We start from the raw sequence: 16,921 nt of genomic DNA, 5'->3' as shown, positions 1-16,921 counted from the left end.
TTTATTCCTCCGCACCTGAATCGTGCGCGGCTTCGCTCACAGGGTTGCTCTTGTAATCGATGTACTGGCCAAGGATCTGCCGGAACAGACCAGGCTGAGCGTTGAAGTACTCGACTGGGTTGTTTTCACTCGCCTTGGACAGCAACTGGTAGCTGCCGTTGAAGTCCAGCGTGTTCGACGATTGTTTGACCTTGGTCACCCACTGCTCGAACTCTTCGTTGCTGGTTGCATGGGTCTTGAACTTCATGCCCGAGAAACCATGACCGCTGTAATTGCCCGAAACGCCGAAGAACTCGCCTGGCTCGTTGGCGATCAGGTGCAATTGGGTGCGCATGCCCCCCATCGCATAGACCATGCCGCCCAGTTGCGGGATGAAGAAGGTGTTCATCACCGACTGCGAAGTGATCTGGAAGCTGATCGGCGTATTGGCCGGGATGTACAGCTCATTGACCGTCGCGATGCCCTGCTCCGGGTAGATGAACAGCCATTTCCAGTCCATCGAGACCACTTCGACGGTCAGCGGCTTGACCTCGGACTCGATCGGCTTGTAAGGGTCGAGCGAATGGGTGGTTTTCCAGGTGATGACCGCCAGTACGGCAATGATCACGCAAGGAACACCCCAGACGATGGCCTCGATCTTGTGCGAATGAGCCCATTCGGGCGCATAGGTCGCGTCCTTGTTCGAGGAGCGGTAGCGCCAGGCGAACAGAATGGTCATGAAAATCACGGGAACCACCACGATCAGCATCAGCAGGGTGGCGGTAATGATGAGGTTGCGCTGCTCGATGCCGATCTGGCCTTTCGAATCGAAAAGAACCCAGTCGCAGCCACTCAGGGAGACGGCCACGACAATCGTCAGAAGCGTGCGGAACAAGCGGTGGTACTTCTCTTCTCTCATTTCACGACCTTCAGCAAAGTGATATCCCACATAGCGTTCTGTTCAGCCTGATACCCAACACGGCTGGGCATGCCAGGAAAACGGTGCAGGAGCGCACCGAAATCGTTTCAGCGTCGAAACTACTAAACGGAGGGGGCGACATTTTCGGTTACGCAGCTAAAAAAACCAACCGCATAACGACGATGGACCTACAAAAAGTCAGGGTGTGTAGCGAGCCCCGCCCTGCCCCGGCCCTGCACCACCGGCCGCAACCCTGCGCCCGGTGTTCTCTCGCTCAACGCGCAAAGCCCCATGCGGCCGTACCTGCAGCGTGAGCCAAAACCATCGGCCATTGGCGGGCTGCGAACAAATGCATGAGTTGCGACTGATAATAGTGGCTCATATCCCCAGAATTGCGCGGCAATATGTCGCATAACAATACCCCTTTAAAAAGCCAGGGAATGGATCAAATCAGGATTCGCCCGCGGGCTGCCAATCGCAGTAGCAGCCGACCGCCATGGTATTGGCTGCCGAGACGCGGCGGTTCGCTGAAAGCGCATCGAGGATCGGTTCTACGAAACTGTTCGAGGAGTTGCACACCAGCCCCTCGCTGTAGGGGCCGGCGTAGGCCAGGCGCCCCTGCTGGTCCCAGATGGCGATGGCCGGGCTGGCCGGAATCGACTCCATGCCCTGCAGCGACGCCAGCGGCGTGAGCTTGCCACGCAGGAACGGCAGCATTTCACCCTTGCTCCCTGGCTTCTGCACGCTGTAGAACTCGACCCCGGAGAACCGGTAGAGGCTGATCAGGTAGTTGAGGTGGGCGTCGGTCTCCTTGTGGCAAGGGCACTGGGGATCCCAGAAATGCACCACGCGGATCTTGCCGGGCCCGGCGAGCTCGGCGGGCAGCTTGAGCCCGCCACCCTGAAAGAACACCGCCTGCTGCTCCTGATCGCCGAAGGGGCGCAGGTAGGCAACGCCAAAGCGTCCCCATACCCACGCCCCGATCGCCAGCACGATGGCCAGCGCCAGCAGGCACATGATCAGCAGAAAGCGTTTGGACGGAGCCGCCTGATTCTGGCTCATCTAGTTGGGCTCGCGGCCGTACTTGATCCGAAACTGCTTTTCCATTTCCTTGCAGCTATCGGTGGCGAAGGAACGCGAGGTCGGCGTGGCGGCGGGATCCCTGGCCTTGACCCAGCACGCCTGGATGGCCGCCTGCTCGTTGGCTTGAATATCGGCGGTCTGCTCGCGGGTGATGGCATAAATGATGATGCCGAAGACCAGTACGATAAAGGCCAGACCGAGCAGGGTCAGCCACAGACACCCGCCGCGCTTGCCTGTGTCCTGCTGTTCCGTGGATGGATTGCGTGCCTTGTCGTCGCTCATGAGCTATCCCCGCCGAAGAGGGTGCGGAACATAGCATTTTTGCCCTGCCCGGGGCAGGGGCTAAAAAGCACACAGAGAAACTAGGGGTATCGCCCTGCCATGCCCTGCCGGCCTGTAAATCCCGCCGGCATGGGCTTCGCAGACAAACACCTGCGAGCCTGCCGCCAGCAACGGACATACCCCGTTACCAGCCTGCCTTTCAACCGCCTGACCTGTATCGACGCCAACTTGGCGAGCCGCGCCGGCAACGGCAGGCACGGCTGCAGAGGGTCGCGGCGTTCACCCTGGGCGACGGAACGACACCCGCCGGGCATGTTGGATCCTGCTGCCCCAGAGGCTGAAAGGCAGTCCCGCCAGGACCCGCGCCGCTGCGCAGGATCCCCTTGAGGCCCCGTAGCCATGGCATCAGACGCAATGACCACGACGCCCGGCGAGATCGGCGGTGGCGATCCGCGAATTTCTGGTCAAACCTATTACGGTGAACGTCACTCATACCTTGTGAGGGCTGAATTGAGTTGCGGTTGCCGCACGATGCAGGCTGATCAGTTCTCGGATATCTCATGCCGGCAGGTATGCCGGAGCCAGAGGAGAAGCGTCATGATCAATCACATTTGGGGGCTGCTGGCCCACCCGGGCCGAGAGTGGCGCAACATCGACCGGGAAAAGGAAAGCATCACGCGCCTGTATGCCCACCACGTTCTGCTGATGGCACTCATTCCCGTGATCAGCGCGTTCATCGGCACCACCCAGATCGGCTGGCACCTGGGCGGCGAAGCCTACAAGGTGGCAGTGCCCACGGCAGCTGCGCTGGGAATCGTGTTCTACATCCTGATGCTGATCGGCGTCGCCATCATGGGCAACGTGATTCACTGGATGTCCGACTCGTTCGCCAGCCGTCCGAGCCGCCGCCGCTGCATCGTCTTTGCCGGTTACGTGGCCACGCCGCTGTTCATTGCCGGTATCGCGCTGCTCTACCCGAAGGCCTGGTTGCTGCTGGTGGTCGGCCTCATCGCCCTGGCCTACAGCGCGCGCCTGCTGTATATCGGCATGCCGGCGTTCCTGCGCATCCCGCTCAATGAAGGCCTGACCATCTCCGGCGGCACCCTGGCGATCGGCGTGCTGGTGCTGGAGCTGATCCTGGCGCTCACCGTCGCGCTCTGGGGCCTTGGCTTCAACGACTATGCGGTGAGCTGGTCGCTGTTCCGCTAACGGCAGCCACCGAGCGTCAAGCTGCAAGCCTCGGGCGGGTACTGCCACGGCAGTGCCCTGGCCTGGGCTCGTGGCCTGCGGGGGCTCAAAGGAACCAGCGATACTCGCGAGCGCTGATGCTGTCCATGAAGGCCAGGTGATCCTGGCGTTTATTCTCGCAGTAGACCATCACGAACTCCTCACCCAACCCAGCGTTGACCGCCGGATGCTGACGCATGGCCGCCACCGCCGACAGCATGTCCATGGGGAAGTCGATACCGCTCTGGCGGTTTTCGTTGAGCGGCGCGATGGGCTCCTGGCGCTGCTCCAACCCCTGCTCCATGGCGGCCAGAATCGCCGCCAGCACCAGGTAGGGGTTGGCATCGGCACCGGCCAGTCGGTGTTCGATACGCAGGTTGCGGGCATCCGAATCAGGAATGCGCAGGCAGGCATCACGGTCTTCGTAACCCCAACTGGCACGGCTCGCGGCATTCACCCGCGAGCCGTAGCGACGGTAGGCATTGTGATGAGCGGCGAAGATCGGCATGCAGTGCGGCAACCATTCCAGGCAGCCGGCCACCGCATGGCGAAGCGGCCGTTGCCCGTCGACAGCCAGCAGGTTGTCGCCCTGCTCGTCATACAGGCTGACGTGCACATGCATGCCGCTGCCCGGCGCATCGAGGTAGGGCTTGCTCATGAAGCTGGCCCGATGCCCGTTGCGCAGCGCCACGCCACGGGTGATCCGGCCGAACAGGGCAGCCCAGTCGGCGGCCTGCAGGCCATCGTCACAATGGCCGAAGTTGATCTCGAACTGCCCCGGGCCGATCTCCGCCGTGATCACGTTGGCATCGATGCCCTGCTCCTCGGCCGCTTCGACGATCTCGTGCAGTACCGTGGAAAACCGTGATAGCCGTTCGATATGCAGGTTCGGCTGATCGTCCTCATCACCGCACAACGGGTCGCGAGGGTACTGGGGCAGGCCGTCCTTGAGGGCACGGTCGAACAGGTAGAACTCCAGTTCGAAGGCGACGACCGGACGGATACCCTTGGCCGCCAGCCGCCGCAGCACTCGCGACAAGACCTCCCGGGGCTCGAACTCGATGGGCGACTCGGTGCCGTCGGAGCTGATCAGCATCTGCCCCAGGGGCTGGCTTTCCCAGCGCACCGGTTTGAGCGTGCCGGGAATCAGCCGGCGGGTGGCGTCGGGGTCGCCATCGTTGAAGCAATAATCGCCGATCGCGTGCAGGCCACCCTGGGCGCCGAGCAGCACGCAGTTCTGCGGCAGCTTGAGCAGGCTGCCGGCGGCAACCTTCTCCAGCATATCGATGGGATAGCGCTTGCCATAGAAATGCCCGGGAATGTCCAGGCAGATCAGGTCCACATAGCGAACGTCAGGGTGAGCGGCGCGGAAGGCGCGGACTTCGTCGAGCAGGTTATCGGTGGTCATGGCGAGGATCCTGTGTCCGCTCAGCGGAACACCCAGAGTACCCGTGCGGGCTGATCGGTGAGGTTGGCGTAGCGAAATTGACTATGGGATGGCAACTGGAAGCTGTCATTGGGGCCCAGGGTGACGGGATCTGGCTGATCGTCCAGCCAGATGCTCAATTGCCCTTCGAGCACGAATCCACCCTGCTCCGAACTGTCGTCCAGATGCCCATCACCACTGCTGGCACCGGGCGCCAGATGGCTTTCCAGCATGGCAAATCCAGCCGACACGCGTGGTGAGACCAGCACGTCGGTGATGCCGCTGGCGTAATAGAGCGTGCGACGTTCGCCGGGCCGGGTGACCCACGGCACTATCCGCGGCTTGTCGAGACTGTAGAAATAGGTGGTCGGCACGCCCAGGGTCTCACTGATGGCGGTCAGATCCGCCACGGTCGGCCGTGACAGCCCCCGCTCGACCTGGGAGAGGAAACCCACCGAACGGCCGATGCGCGTGGACAGCTCGCCGAGCGTCAGGTTCTTGTGCTTGCGCAAGTCGCGAATCAGGATCGCCAGCCCGTCGATTTCTTCCTGCATGTCCATGGCACTGTTCCTTCAGGTACTGTCGCGTAACCGGTGGTCGACATCGCCCCCGCGTTGAGCGGTACGGCCAGCCAAGAGCTGCCGGGAAAGCGCGGCTTGTCGATTAGCCGATGGAGCAGCCAGCGGCTGCCCGCGGAGAACGCGCTCATCCGGGTGGCCGTCGGCATGCATATGAAATTGATGGATTATTTTTCATGAAAAATACAGCATTAATTTCACAACACCAAGCGAATTGGCATCGTCGACAGCTTTTCACGCGCTGAACGAACGCTTGGGCCGCAGCCGGGTCGAACCCCCCACAACAATCGACGCATCCGCGGCTGCATGCCCAGAACCGGTCATGAGGTCCAGCCCGCGGTTGCCCAGGAGCCTAGACATGACCCGACGTTCACACTTCAGTACTTCCCTCTTGCTGGTATGCGGCATGCTGCTGATCGCCGGCTGCGCCAGCCGTGAAGAGGCTGCCAAGGCACCTGCCAGCCAAGGCCCTGCCACCACCACGACACCCGCACAGCAGGCCGGCGGCGATGATTTCCAACACCTGAGCAGCCTGGCGCAGCGTGGCGACCTCGACAGCCAGTTCAAGCTCGGCAGCTTCTACTTCGTCGGTAAGCCGCAAAAGGACCTCAAGCAGGCCGAATACTGGTGGAAGCAGGCGGCGGATCGTGGTCATGCGCAAGCCGCCGTGAGCCTTGCCTACCTCTACACTGGGCGCGACAACCCGGAGTTCGCCAACCCACAGGCCATGCTCCAGTACTTGAACCAGTCCGCCAGCAGCGGTAACCCCATGGCCCAGCACATACTCGGCAACCTCTACATGCGCGGCATCCAGGGTGTCGAACGTGACCCGAACCAGGCCCGCCGCCTGTTCCAGAGCGCCTGCCGGCAAAACTACGCGGCCAGTTGCAAGGCGCTGGACAGCAAACCGGGCGCCTGATCGCAGGCCAGTCCTGATCGGCGAAGCGGTGCACGGCGCCTCAGGGTTAGCAGGCTGAAAACCCCATACGGCCATGAATGACATGACGAACAGACAACTGAACGACACCAGCAAATTTCTCAGTTTCGTACTCCGGCACGAACCTCAGGCAATCGGCCTGCAACTGGACAACCAAGGCTGGGCCAGCATCGATCTGCTGATAGCAGGTGCAGCCCGGGAAGGCCGTACCCTGGATCTGCAACTGATCCACGCAGTGGTCAGCAGCAGCGACAAGAAACGCTTCGGTATTTCCGAGGACGGTTTGCGGATTCGCGCCGTACAAGGGCACTCCACTGCCGAGGTGCAGCTTCAGCACACCGAGAAGCAGCCCCCCGAGTGGCTCTACCACGGCACTGCCACACGTTTCCTGCCCGCCATCGAACGCGAGGGCCTGATCCCCGGGGCTCGCCATCACGTGCACCTGTCCGCGGATACAACGACGGCCATGGACGTGGGAAAACGCTACGGCACGCCAGTGCTACTGAAAGTCGAAGCCCTGCGCATGCACCAGCAGGGCTTCAAGTTCTTCCAGGCGGATAACGGCGTATGGCTGACGGACAAGGTGCCCGTGGAGTTCTTCGATTAGCCCAGCGCCTGCAAGGCCTCGTCCAGCGCAGACACCAACAGGTCGGCATGCGGCTTCTCGAAGGCCAGCAGCGGGCGAATCTTCAGGATGTTCTCCAGCGGCCCGGCCGCGCTGATCAGCACACCACGCTCTCGCATGCCATTGACCACACGCCGCGTTTGCTCCGCTGCCGCGGCCTTGCTTGCCCGGTCGCTCACCAGCTCGACACCAAGGAACATCCCGGCGCCGCGCACATCGCCGATCAATTCGTGGCGCTCACCCAGCTTGCCGAGCTCGTCGAGCAGGTAGCCGCCGACCTGCGCCGAACGCTGCTGCAGCCCCTCGTCCTGGATCACATCCAGCACGGCCTGGCCGGCGGCGCAGGACACCGGGTTGCCGCCGAAGGTATTGAAGTAGCGCATGCTGCGCCCGAACGGTTCGAGCACCTCGGGACGCACCACCACCCCGGCAATCGGCTGTCCATTGCCCATCGGCTTGCCCAGGCTGACCAGATCCGGTTGCACGGCGTGCCGCTGGAACCCCCACATGCAATCGCCGGTACGGGCAAAACCGCACTGCACTTCGTCGGCGATATACAGCAGCCCCTCGGCCTGGGCGATGGCCACCGCTTCGCTGATGCAGCCCTGGGGGCCTGGAAATATCCCATCGCTGGCAAAGATGCCGTCGATCAGTAGCGCTGCCGGCTTGATGCCATTGGCGCGCAGATCGGCGATGGCGGCTCGCACGTCTTCGGCGAAGCGCTTGCCCGCCTGCTCGGCGCCCAGGCGATAGGCGTCCGGCGCACGCACGGTGCGTGCATGGGCGGGCAGTTGGATGCTCGCGCCGAGCGACGGCGACAGAGAGGAGATATCGCCGGTAACGCCGTGGTAGGCGAACCGGGTGATGATCACGCCAGTACCGCCTGTGTAGTGGCGGGCGATGCGCAGGGCCAGGTCGTTGGCTTCGCTGCCGGTGCAGGTGAACATCACCTGCTGCAGGGCAGCGGGAAAGGTCGCCAGCAGGTTCTCGGCGTAATCGAGAATGCCTTCCTGCAGATAGCGGGTGTGGGTATTCAGGCGCGCCGCCTGCTCGGCGATGGCCTGCACCACCCGCGGGTGACAATGGCCGATGGAAGCGACATTGTTGTAGGCATCCAGATAGGCACGCCCGGCTTCGTCGTACAGCCATACGCCCTCCCCGCGCACCGTGTGCAGCGGGCGTTCGTAGAACAGCCGATAGGCAGGGCCAAGCAGCCGCTCACGGCGTTCGATCAGGTTTCTTTCTTTTTCACTCAAACGCGCCGCATCGGCGGCGCTGAATCCGTTGATCATGCTCATGGCTGCAGCGCTCCCCGACAGGCCTGATGAATTCGCTCCCGCGCCATATCGCTGGGGATGGCCGCCAAGCCACGCAGGCTGGCACTCGCCTGGCGCACGTTGCGCAGGATGTAGTCACGATTTTCCGGGTGCAGACTGGCCCGCCAGGCGGTGATGCTGATGGTCATCACCAGCCGCGTGGCGATCAGTTCGGCAAGAATGTCCAGCTCGGCATCGCGCAACGGATTGAGGCGGTGATAGGCCGCGATGAAGGTCAGCGCCGGCGCCAGCACGTCACCCTCGTGGCCCAGTTGATAGGCGGCTGCCACGCCTACTTCGTTGATCAGCGGCGCGTGCACCATATCGCCGAAGTCGAGGATGTTGAGCAATCGCTCCGGATGCCGGGGGTCGACGATGACATTGTGCGGGTTGAGGTCGTTATGGATGACCTGCGCCCGCAGTTGCGGGTAACGCGGCTGTGCATGGCTTGCGAAGGCATCCAGCGCCTGCGTCACCCGATCACGCAGTTCACCGTCATCGATATGCAGCAGCAAGGGTCGCAACCGCGCCGCCTGCTGCATGTCCCACAGCAGCTCGTGGCCGGAGGCAGGATGGTGAAAGTCGCTCAGCGCGCGGTCGAGCCGCGCCATCGCCTCGCCCAGATTATGGCGAAGCGCGGAACTGCGCTGCTCGACCTGATGCAGCGGCAAGCCATCGACGAAGGAGAACAGACGCACCAGCATCTGCTGCCCCTCTACATCGACCCTGGCCTGATAACGCCCGTCGCGCGCGGCATACACCCGCTGCACGGGAAGTTCGGGATCGGCCCGCTGGATATGCAGCAAGGCCTGATTCTGGAAGTCCACCACCTGAGGGTTCTCCAGGGGATGGGAAATTTTCAGCAGGTAGGAGGAGCCGTCCGTACAGGACAGCTGGAAATTCAGGTCGCGCTCGCCGGCCAACGGCCGAACGGCGCCCGATACGCCAAAGCACTCGCTGGCGATGGCGCCGGCCCGTACCGGGCCGACCCGGGCCGGTTGCGCCTGCAACAAGGGATCATGCACAACCAGGGTATTCAGCGACACATCCATACACTCCGCAATTGACTGGTTAGTGGCGCTGCCCGGCGGCATGAAGGCGGCCGGGCAGCGCGCGTTTACTTGCTGGCCCAGGCGTTGAAGCGCTGCTCCAGATCCTCGCCATGGTCGATCCAGAACTCGATATCCATGGCCCGTGCATTCTTCAGGTTCTGCGGTGCCGTCGGCAGGCTGCCCTGGATCGCCGGATCGATCAGCTCGATGGTATGGGTATTGGTCGGGCCGTAGGGAATCCCCTCGGCGTAGACCTTCTGCAGTTCCGGGGTGCTGGCCATGGCGATGAATGTCTCGGCCAGCGCCTTGTTCTTGCTGCCTTTGACGATCGCCCAGTGGTCCAGATCATAGAGGCTGCCGTTCCATTGCATGACGAAATCACGGCCTTCCTTCTGCGCTGTGGTAACCCGACCGTTGTAGGCCGAGGTCATCACCACGTCCCCCGCAGCCAGCCATTGCAGCGGCTGTGCACCGGCTTCCCACCACTGGATGTTCGACTTGATCTGATCGAGCTTGCGGAACGCCCGCTCGACGCCTTCGTCGGTCCCCAGCACCTTGTAGAGATCCGCCTGCGCCACGCCGTCGGCGAGCAAGGCGAATTCAAGGGTGAACTTGGCGCCACGGCGCAGGCCACGCTTGCCGGGGAATGTCTTCACGTCCCAGAAATCCGCCCAGCCGGCCGGCGTGCCCTTGAGCTTGCTGCTGTCGTAGGTCAGCACCGTCGACCAGATGAAGATACCGGCGCCACATTCGCTTATCGCCTCCGGGATGAAGTCTTCACGCTTGCCGATGCTCGCCCAGTCCAGCGGCTCGAACAGCCCTTCACTGCAACCACGGATCAATTCCGGGGTCTCCACTTCTACGACATCCCAGGTGACCTGACCGGTATCGGCCATGACCTTGATCTTGGCCATCTCACCGTTGTACTCGGACGCCTCGATGCGCACGTTCTCGCGCGCTTCGAAAGGTTTGTAGAAGGCTTTTTCCTGTACCACCTTGTTGTCACCGCCGAAGGAGACCACGGCAAGCTTTTCGGCCGCTTGCACGGTCGCGGCGCTGCAGGTGATGGCGATCAGTAATGCGGTTTTCTTGAACATTGAGGGGTGCTCCTGGCAGGGCCTCTTCAGGCTCTGGATGGGTAAGGGCAGCTTCAAGGAAGAAACACCGATGCTTTACCTACAAGAACCACTAGGGTCTGTTGCCGTTTCAGCACAAGCCGCGTTGCCGCGAGAAATCTCGCCGGGCGAGGCGGAGGACGCAGGGAATGGCATTCCCTTTTCAAGTCCTCCAACGACGCATGGCGAGATTTCCCGCGCAACCCAAAGGGCCGGGCCCGTTTTGCCGCGATACTGCGTTTCTCGCCGGCTCATTTGGCCAGCCAAACTTCGCGGCTCGTGCCTTGCCTCGCGGCAAAACGGGCTCCGGCGCGGCAGTGCTGAAATGACAACAGACCCTAAAGCGAGAGCCTGTCGCTGTAGGGCTGACAGGGTTAATCAGGCCATCTGGTTATCGTTATTGGCTTACACGGCAAAGTCATTAAAGCATTACAAAAAATATGATGCATCATATTTTAATTGAGCCATGATCCATCCAGGCAGTTGTGCCTGAGCACGCTTTCTATTCCGGGAGATACGCAATGAGCGATCAGAAAACGCTGCTGCTGACCGGCGCCAGCCGCGGCATCGGTCATGCCACGGTGAAGCATTTCAACGCGGCCGGTTGGCGGGTGTTCACCGCCTCGCGGCATGACTGGGTGGCTGAATGCCCGTGGGCGGAAGGCAAGCTCAACCATATCCATCTGGATCTGGAAGACATCGAGCACCTGGAAGAGAGCCTGCCGCTGATCCGCGAAAAGCTTGGCGGGCGCCTGGATGCGCTGGTCAACAATGCCGGCGTATCGCCCAAGGGCGACGAAGGCCAGCGCCTCGGCGTGCTGACCAGCGACTACGCGACCTGGATCCAGGTGTTCAACGTCAACCTGTTCTCCACCGCCCTGCTCGCCCGCGGCCTGTTCGAAGAGCTGAAGGCAGCCAAGGGCAGCATCATCAACGTCACCTCCATCGCCGGTTCACGGGTGCACCCTTTCGCGGGCTCGGCCTACGCGGCATCCAAGGCCGCCCTTGCCGCCCTGACTCGCGAGATGGCCCATGAGTTCGGCTCCCATGGCGTGCGGGTCAATGCCATCGCGCCCGGTGAGATCGATACCTCGATCCTGTCCTCGGGCACCGAGCTGATCGTCGAACGCGACATTCCCATGCACCGCCTGGGCAAACCCGAAGAAGTGGCGTCGCTGGTATATTTTCTGTGTACCTCGGGGGCGGGCTACGTCAACGGTGCGGAGATTCACGTCAATGGCGGGCAGCACGTGTGAGGCGGCCGGAGTAGAATCCGCCTGCGACCCGCTGCACACGAGAAACCCATGAAGTACCCCATCGAAGGCCTCAGCCACGCCTACCTCGGCAGTGGCGTTTATGCACTGCTGCGCGAGGCACTGATCACCGGCCGCTTCCAGCCGGACGACCGGCTGCGCATACGCGATCTGGCCGAACAGCTGGGGACCAGCGTTACCCCGGTGCGCGACGCCATTCTGCAACTGGCCAAGGAAAAGGCCCTGGTTCTCAGAACGCCGCGAGATATCCGCGTGCCGGTACTGAGCCAGGAACAGTACGCCGAGATCCGCAGTATCCGTCTGGCGCTGGAAGGCCTGGCAGCGGAAACCGCAGCTGGCAAGGTGACGGCCGAGCAGTTGCAGATGCTGGAAGACAACATTCGCGATAACCTGCAAGCCGTGCACAGCGGCGAACGGGTCGCCGCGCTGAAGCTCAATCAGGCTTTTCATTTTGCCTTGGCCGATATTGCCGGCATGCCGCTGCTGCGCGATGTGCTCGATAGCCTGTGGATGCGTACCGGTCCACTGATTGCCCTGGCCTACGGCGACTTCAACGAGCGCATGGCCATCGAGCATCATTGGGAAGTGCTGCGTGCATTGCAAAAAGGCGACGGAGCGGCGGCGCGTCAGGCGATCTGCACCGATATTCTCGATGGCAATCAGAAGATGATGGAGTTCATTGCCCAGCGCGAGACCACGGTGATCTGAAAACCGGTGCACTTGTGGCGCACCGGGTGACGCTCAGGGTTAGAACCGCGGTCAGGCTTGTGGCCCGGCGCGTATAAGCGAGGCCGCCGAGGCGACCCGCCTATTCGGTCAGAGCGCAGTGATCAGCTCACCGCGCTCGATAAAGGCATCGAGATTATCGAACACCAGGTTCTCCATGGCCAGCCGGGTTTCCTCGGTGGCACTGCCGACGTGGGGTAACAGCACCACGTTGGGCATCCCGAACAAGGCTTCGGGCACCCGCGGCTCATCCTCGAACACGTCCAATCCTGCACCGCCCAAGGTCCCTGCCTGCAGTGCAGCGACCAGCGCCTGCTCATCGATCACGCTGCCGCGGGCGATATTCACGACGATACCTTGAGGCCCAAGCGCTTCGAGCACCGCGGCATCGATCAGGTGGTGGGTCGACGCGCCCCCCGGACAGGCCAGCACCAGAAAATCCGCCCAAGCTGCCAGCGCTTTGAGATCGGCCTCGTAGCCATAGTCAGTGGTCGGATCGGGACGACGATTGTGGTAGCGGATCTTCATGTCGAAACCGGCAGCGCGCTTGGCGATGTCCTTGCCGATCCGCCCGAAGCCGACGATGCCCAGCTTCTTGCCACTGACCTTGCGGGTCAGCGGGTACTGGCCCTTGAGCCATTTGCCCTGACGCACATGCTGATCGGAAGCGCAGAACTGCCGGGCGGTGTCGATGAGCAGGCCGATGGCGGTGTCGGCGACGCATTCGTTGAGCACATCCGGCGTGGTGCTGATCGGAATGCCCCGCGCTTTCGCCTCATCGACGGCGATCGAATCGTACCCGACGCCGAAACTGCAGATGGCCCGCAGGTTGGGCATCTGTGCCAGTTGCTCGGCCGAGCAACCGTAACGGGCCGAGGTGACCACGATGTCGATATCGGCACCGTGCTCGGCGAGATAATCCTTGGGCTGTTCCCAGAGGCGGGTCAGCGGGTAGTCGCGCTGCAGGCGCTCGTTGAAACGATTCGGGAAGCGACCGACCTGAAGCACGTTGGGGCGACTCATGCAGCTCTCCTGTAATGGCGATCAAAGAACCGATGATACCTGCCACGACGCTCAGGGAAGCACCGAGGCAGGCATCTCTGTCCGGTAATCGATCAGGTCACTGGAGCGGGGTTGAAGAGAACGAGGTCGTTGTGCAGGCGATGCTTTTCCGCCCAGGTCTGCTTCCTGCCACTGGCGACATCCAGATAGAGCTGGAAAATGTGCCAGCCCATCTCATCGAGGGTCATGCGCCCCGAGGTGATCTGCCCGGCATCGACATCGATCAGATCCGGCCAGCGCTCCGCCAGTTGCGTACGGGTGGCCACCTTGATCACCGGCACCATGGACAGGCCGTAGGGCGTGCCGCGACCGGTGGTGAAGATATGCAGGTTCATGCCGGCCGCCAGTTGCAGCGTGCCGCAGATGAAGTCGCTGGCCGGGGTGGCGCAGAACCACAGGCCCTTGCCGCGAATCCGCTCGCCCGGGGAGACGACCCCGGCAATCGGGCTGGTGCCGGACTTGGCGATGGAGCCCATGGCCTTCTCGACGATGTTGTTGAGGCCGCCCTTCTTGTTGCCTGGCGTGGTGTTGGCGCTGCGGTCGGCCATGCCGCGTTCCAGGTAACGGTCGTACCAGTCCATCTCATGGATCAACGCATCGGCGATTTCCGGGGTCGCTGCCCGCGGGGTGAGCAGGTGGATGCCGTCACGCACTTCGGTATTTTCCGAGAACATCACGGTGGCGCCAGCGCGTACCAGCAGATCCGAGGCCACGCCAAGGGCCGGGTTGGCGGTGATGCCGGAGAAGGCATCGCTACCGCCACACTGCATGCCCACCACCAGCTCGGAGGCCGGTACGGTCTGCCGGCGGCGCTGATCGAGCACCTTCAGGCGCGTCTCGATCATCGCCATGATTTCTTCGACCATGCCGACGAAGCCGGTGCTGGAGTCCTGCAGACGGAACAGCCACTCCTCCTCTTCCATGCCGTTGGTCAATGGGTCGCCATCCATCAACTGGTTGGCCTGCAGCTTCTCGCAACCCAGGCTGATCACCAGTGCCTGGCCACCGAGGTTGGGATTGCGGCTGATGTTGTAGAGGGTGCGGATGGGCACCACGGCGTCCGGCGCGTTGATCGCCACACCACAGCCATAGCTGTGCGACAGCGCCACCACGTCGTCGACGTTGGGGTAGTGGGGCAGGATCTCCTTGCGCACGCGGTCGACGCAGTGGTCGAGCACGCCCACCACGCACTGCACGGTGGTGGTCACGCCGAGGATGTTGCGCGTGCCGACGGTGCCGTCCGGGTTGCGGAAGCCCTCGAACGTATAGCCGTCCAGCGGCGCTGGCACGGGGGCCTTGATGGTAGCCCCGGGCAGGTTGTCCAGCGCTGGCGGATCGGGCATGCGCAGCACCGCCTCGGTGACCCAGCTGCCGGCCGCGATGGGCTGCAGGGCATAGCCGATCACTTCACCGTAACGCACCACGTCGCCACCTTCGGGAATCGCCAGCAGCGACACCTTGTGGCTCTGCGGTATGCCCTCCAGGGCCTCCAGGCCATCGGCGAAACGGCCACCGGCCGCCACCCCCTGTTCATTGACCACGACGCCGACGTTGTCGTCGGGGTGCAGGCGGATATATCGCGGGGAGTCCTGATGTTGAATGAGATCCATCGGGCTATTCCTTTTCTTGTTGTAGAGACACGTTCATGGCTTCGCCTGCCGGCGCGAGGCGAAGCCATGCAGCGACTCAGGCCGCCGGAGCAGGCGAAGCCTGGTCGTTGATCGCCTGGCCGTGTTCATCCTTGAGCACCACGCGCTGGATGCGACCGACGATGAACAGGTAACTGAACACCGCGACCAGGGCGTTGGCACCGACATACACCAGCGCCCACTTGAACGACCCGGTGGCGCTGATGATGTAGCCGATGACGATCGGAGTGGTGATCGACGCGATGTTGCCGAAGGTGTTGAACAGGCCACCGGACAGGCCGGCGATCTGCTTCGGCGAGGTATCCGAGACCACGGCCCAGCCGAGGGCGCCAAGGCCTTTGCCGAAGAAGGCCAGGGTCATGAAGCCGACGACCATCCACTCGGCCGACACGTAATTGCACAACACCATGCTGGTCGACAGCATCAGGCCGCAGACGATGGGCAGCTTGCGCGCCAGGGTCAGGCTGTGGCCACGACGCAGCAGCCAGTCGGAAATCACCCCGCCCAGCACACCACCGATGAAGCCCATGATCGCCGGCAGGGAGGCGATGAAACCGGCCTTGAGGATGGTCATGCCGCGCTCCTGCACCAGGTACACCGGGAACCAGGTGAGGAAGAAGTAGGTGATGGCGTTGATGCAATACTGGCCCAGGTAGACGCCGATCATCATGCGGTTGGTGAGCAACTGGGCGATGTAATTCCACTTCGGCCCGCCGCCGCTTTTCGCCTGATCCATATCGACCAGGCCACCGTTGCCGGCGATGTGCTCGACCTCGGCGGCACTGGCTCGCGGGTGCTCCTTGGGGTTGTAGATGGTTTTCATCCACAGCCCGGCGAAGAGGATACCCAGCACGCCCATGACCACGAACACGTGCTCCCAGCCGTAGGTGTAGACGATCCAGCCCATCAGCGGCGCGAACAGCGCGGTGGCGAAATACTGCGCCGAGTTGAAGATCGCCGACGCCGTACCGCGCTCCGCCGTGGGGAACCAGGCGGCGACGATGCGCGCGTTGCCCGGGAACGAAGGCGCTTCGGCGAAACCGACCATGAAGCGCAGCACGAACAGGGTCACCACGGCCCAGGCAACCGGCATCATGCCGACGAAACCCTGCAGCAGGGTGAACAACGACCAGATGAAGATGCCGGCGGCATATACACGTTTCGAGCCGAAGCGGTCGAGCAGCCAGCCGCCCGGAATCTGCCCGATCACGTAGGCCCAGCCGAACGCGGAGAAGATGTAGCCAAGGGTCACCGCATCGATGCCCAGATCCTTCTGCATGCTGGAGCCGGCGATGGAGATGGTGGCGCGGTCGGCGTAGTTGATCGTGGTTACCAGAAACAGCATCAGCAGTATCAGGTAGCGGACGTGGGTTTTCTTCGTGTCTCCCATGGAGCGATCACCTCGAATGTTATTTTTATGGCTGAAATGGTTACCGCAGGCACGCGCACGTGCCTGACGCCCGGGGCGGGGTCAGAAAAAGCTCGAACTGTAGGCTGGCCTCAGCCGCTAGCCAGTGATGGCAGCGAACACGATGCCTGGACTGGGTCTCGGGAAGCCGGGCGCAGACAGGGAAATGCCGAAGCTGCCCGCGATGGGGCATGAAGAGGACGTGCGGATACTGTTTTTCACGGTTTTATTATCCTTATTGGCTGACGGCACCTGGCTCGGGG

The 16,921-nt window shown here is 62.5% G+C and carries 16 protein-coding genes; 5 read left to right on the top strand and 11 right to left on the bottom strand.

Features of this window, described 5'->3' with window-relative positions; translation table 11 throughout:
• Position 1 precedes the first annotated feature (1 nt).
• From cyoA to BLR94_RS13555, 3 genes are all read right to left on the bottom strand, one after another.
• Positions 2-898: a ubiquinol oxidase subunit II gene (gene cyoA, locus BLR94_RS13565; RefSeq protein ID WP_084306287.1), complete on the bottom strand. Its 897-nt coding sequence runs from the start codon at positions 896-898 to the stop codon at positions 2-4.
• A gap of 450 nt (positions 899-1,348) precedes the next feature.
• Entirely contained in the window at positions 1,349-1,960 is a 612-nt protein-coding gene (locus tag BLR94_RS13560; RefSeq protein ID WP_084306286.1) for a DUF6436 domain-containing protein, read from the bottom strand.
• The gene (locus BLR94_RS13555; RefSeq protein WP_084306285.1) at positions 1,961-2,263 is read right to left on the bottom strand and encodes a hypothetical protein; all 303 of its coding nucleotides are present in this window, start codon (positions 2,261-2,263) and stop codon (positions 1,961-1,963) included.
• 597 nt (positions 2,264-2,860) lie between these two features.
• Here BLR94_RS13555 and BLR94_RS13550 point away from each other — a divergent pair.
• Positions 2,861-3,472 (top strand): Yip1 family protein, encoded by a 612-nt coding sequence (locus BLR94_RS13550; RefSeq protein WP_084306284.1) that lies wholly within the window; start codon positions 2,861-2,863, stop codon positions 3,470-3,472.
• Positions 3,473-3,557: 85 nt separating this feature from the next.
• On the opposite strand, the gene BLR94_RS13545 is transcribed toward BLR94_RS13550, so the two are convergent.
• Both BLR94_RS13545 and BLR94_RS13540 read right to left on the bottom strand, forming a co-directional pair.
• Positions 3,558-4,898 (bottom strand): glutamine synthetase family protein, encoded by a 1,341-nt coding sequence (locus BLR94_RS13545; RefSeq protein ID WP_084306283.1) that lies wholly within the window; start codon positions 4,896-4,898, stop codon positions 3,558-3,560.
• Positions 4,899-4,918: 20 nt separating this feature from the next.
• Positions 4,919-5,476: a helix-turn-helix domain-containing protein gene (locus BLR94_RS13540; protein ID WP_084306282.1), complete on the bottom strand. Its 558-nt coding sequence runs from the start codon at positions 5,474-5,476 to the stop codon at positions 4,919-4,921.
• Positions 5,477-5,852: 376 nt separating this feature from the next.
• On the opposite strand from BLR94_RS13540, the gene BLR94_RS13535 reads away from it, so the two are divergent.
• Positions 5,853-6,413, top strand: a complete 561-nt coding sequence (locus BLR94_RS13535) for a tetratricopeptide repeat protein (RefSeq protein WP_084306281.1) — start codon at positions 5,853-5,855, stop codon at positions 6,411-6,413.
• A gap of 82 nt (positions 6,414-6,495) precedes the next feature.
• The gene (locus tag BLR94_RS13530; RefSeq protein ID WP_084306280.1) at positions 6,496-7,038 is read left to right on the top strand and encodes an RNA 2'-phosphotransferase; all 543 of its coding nucleotides are present in this window, start codon (positions 6,496-6,498) and stop codon (positions 7,036-7,038) included.
• On the opposite strand, the gene BLR94_RS13525 is transcribed toward BLR94_RS13530, so the two are convergent.
• The 3 genes from BLR94_RS13525 to BLR94_RS13515 form a co-directional block, all read right to left on the bottom strand.
• A complete protein-coding gene (locus BLR94_RS13525) occupies positions 7,035-8,354 on the bottom strand; it encodes an aspartate aminotransferase family protein (RefSeq protein WP_084306279.1) in 1,320 nt (439 codons plus the stop codon). The genes BLR94_RS13530 and BLR94_RS13525 overlap by 4 nt on opposite strands.
• On the bottom strand, positions 8,351-9,418 hold the full coding sequence (locus BLR94_RS13520; protein ID WP_084306383.1) for a phosphotransferase: 1,068 nt from the start codon (positions 9,416-9,418) through the stop codon (positions 8,351-8,353). Before BLR94_RS13520 ends, BLR94_RS13525 begins: the two co-directional genes overlap by 4 nt.
• 71 nt (positions 9,419-9,489) lie before the next feature.
• Positions 9,490-10,521: an ABC transporter substrate-binding protein gene (locus tag BLR94_RS13515; RefSeq protein WP_084306278.1), complete on the bottom strand. Its 1,032-nt coding sequence runs from the start codon at positions 10,519-10,521 to the stop codon at positions 9,490-9,492.
• A gap of 539 nt (positions 10,522-11,060) precedes the next feature.
• On the opposite strand from BLR94_RS13515, the gene BLR94_RS13505 reads away from it, so the two are divergent.
• Positions 11,061-11,795 (top strand): SDR family NAD(P)-dependent oxidoreductase, encoded by a 735-nt coding sequence (locus BLR94_RS13505; RefSeq protein WP_084306277.1) that lies wholly within the window; start codon positions 11,061-11,063, stop codon positions 11,793-11,795.
• A gap of 48 nt (positions 11,796-11,843) precedes the next feature.
• Entirely contained in the window at positions 11,844-12,521 is a 678-nt protein-coding gene (locus BLR94_RS13500; RefSeq protein WP_084306276.1) for a GntR family transcriptional regulator, read from the top strand.
• 108 nt (positions 12,522-12,629) lie between these two features.
• On the opposite strand, the gene BLR94_RS13495 is transcribed toward BLR94_RS13500, so the two are convergent.
• The 3 genes from BLR94_RS13495 to BLR94_RS13485 all read right to left on the bottom strand — a co-directional run bounded on the left by BLR94_RS13495 (position 12,630) and on the right by BLR94_RS13485 (position 16,640).
• Positions 12,630-13,562 carry a 2-hydroxyacid dehydrogenase gene (locus tag BLR94_RS13495; protein WP_084306275.1) on the bottom strand — a complete coding sequence of 311 codons (933 nt, stop codon included), beginning with the start codon at positions 13,560-13,562 and terminating at the stop codon, positions 12,630-12,632.
• A gap of 92 nt (positions 13,563-13,654) precedes the next feature.
• The gene (garD, locus tag BLR94_RS13490; RefSeq protein WP_084306274.1) at positions 13,655-15,211 is read right to left on the bottom strand and encodes a galactarate dehydratase; all 1,557 of its coding nucleotides are present in this window, start codon (positions 15,209-15,211) and stop codon (positions 13,655-13,657) included.
• Between the two features lie 76 nt (positions 15,212-15,287).
• Positions 15,288-16,640: an MFS transporter gene (locus BLR94_RS13485; protein ID WP_084306273.1), complete on the bottom strand. Its 1,353-nt coding sequence runs from the start codon at positions 16,638-16,640 to the stop codon at positions 15,288-15,290.
• Positions 16,641-16,921: the final 281 nt, after the last annotated feature.

The sequence above is a fragment of the Phytopseudomonas flavescens genome (assembly GCF_900100535.1).
Classification (GTDB): Bacteria; Pseudomonadota; Gammaproteobacteria; order Pseudomonadales; family Pseudomonadaceae; genus Aquipseudomonas; species Aquipseudomonas flavescens.
The sequence above is the reverse complement of the archived record's forward strand: the minus strand, read 5'-3'. Positions and strand labels throughout refer to the sequence as shown.

What these genes read in the sequence shown, in the direction of transcription:
- BLR94_RS13550 (WP_084306284.1), top strand. Translation starts at nt 2,861, where the DNA reads ATGATCAATCACATTTGGGGGCTGCTGGCCCACCCGGGCCGAGAGTGG.
- BLR94_RS13555 (WP_084306285.1), bottom strand. Translation starts at nt 2,263, where the DNA reads ATGAGCGACGACAAGGCACGCAATCCATCCACGGAACAGCAGGACACA.
- BLR94_RS13530 (WP_084306280.1), top strand. Translation starts at nt 6,496, where the DNA reads ATGACGAACAGACAACTGAACGACACCAGCAAATTTCTCAGTTTCGTA.
- BLR94_RS13525 (WP_084306279.1), bottom strand. Translation starts at nt 8,354, where the DNA reads ATGAGCATGATCAACGGATTCAGCGCCGCCGATGCGGCGCGTTTGAGT.
- BLR94_RS13545 (WP_084306283.1), bottom strand. Translation starts at nt 4,898, where the DNA reads ATGACCACCGATAACCTGCTCGACGAAGTCCGCGCCTTCCGCGCCGCT.
- cyoA (WP_084306287.1), bottom strand. Translation starts at nt 898, where the DNA reads ATGAGAGAAGAGAAGTACCACCGCTTGTTCCGCACGCTTCTGACGATT.
- BLR94_RS13540 (WP_084306282.1), bottom strand. Translation starts at nt 5,476, where the DNA reads ATGGACATGCAGGAAGAAATCGACGGGCTGGCGATCCTGATTCGCGAC.
- BLR94_RS13500 (WP_084306276.1), top strand. Translation starts at nt 11,844, where the DNA reads ATGAAGTACCCCATCGAAGGCCTCAGCCACGCCTACCTCGGCAGTGGC.
- BLR94_RS13515 (WP_084306278.1), bottom strand. Translation starts at nt 10,521, where the DNA reads ATGTTCAAGAAAACCGCATTACTGATCGCCATCACCTGCAGCGCCGCG.
- BLR94_RS13505 (WP_084306277.1), top strand. Translation starts at nt 11,061, where the DNA reads ATGAGCGATCAGAAAACGCTGCTGCTGACCGGCGCCAGCCGCGGCATC.
- BLR94_RS13495 (WP_084306275.1), bottom strand. Translation starts at nt 13,562, where the DNA reads ATGAGTCGCCCCAACGTGCTTCAGGTCGGTCGCTTCCCGAATCGTTTC.
- BLR94_RS13560 (WP_084306286.1), bottom strand. Translation starts at nt 1,960, where the DNA reads ATGAGCCAGAATCAGGCGGCTCCGTCCAAACGCTTTCTGCTGATCATG.
- BLR94_RS13485 (WP_084306273.1), bottom strand. Translation starts at nt 16,640, where the DNA reads ATGGGAGACACGAAGAAAACCCACGTCCGCTACCTGATACTGCTGATG.
- garD (WP_084306274.1), bottom strand. Translation starts at nt 15,211, where the DNA reads ATGGATCTCATTCAACATCAGGACTCCCCGCGATATATCCGCCTGCAC.
- BLR94_RS13535 (WP_084306281.1), top strand. Translation starts at nt 5,853, where the DNA reads ATGACCCGACGTTCACACTTCAGTACTTCCCTCTTGCTGGTATGCGGC.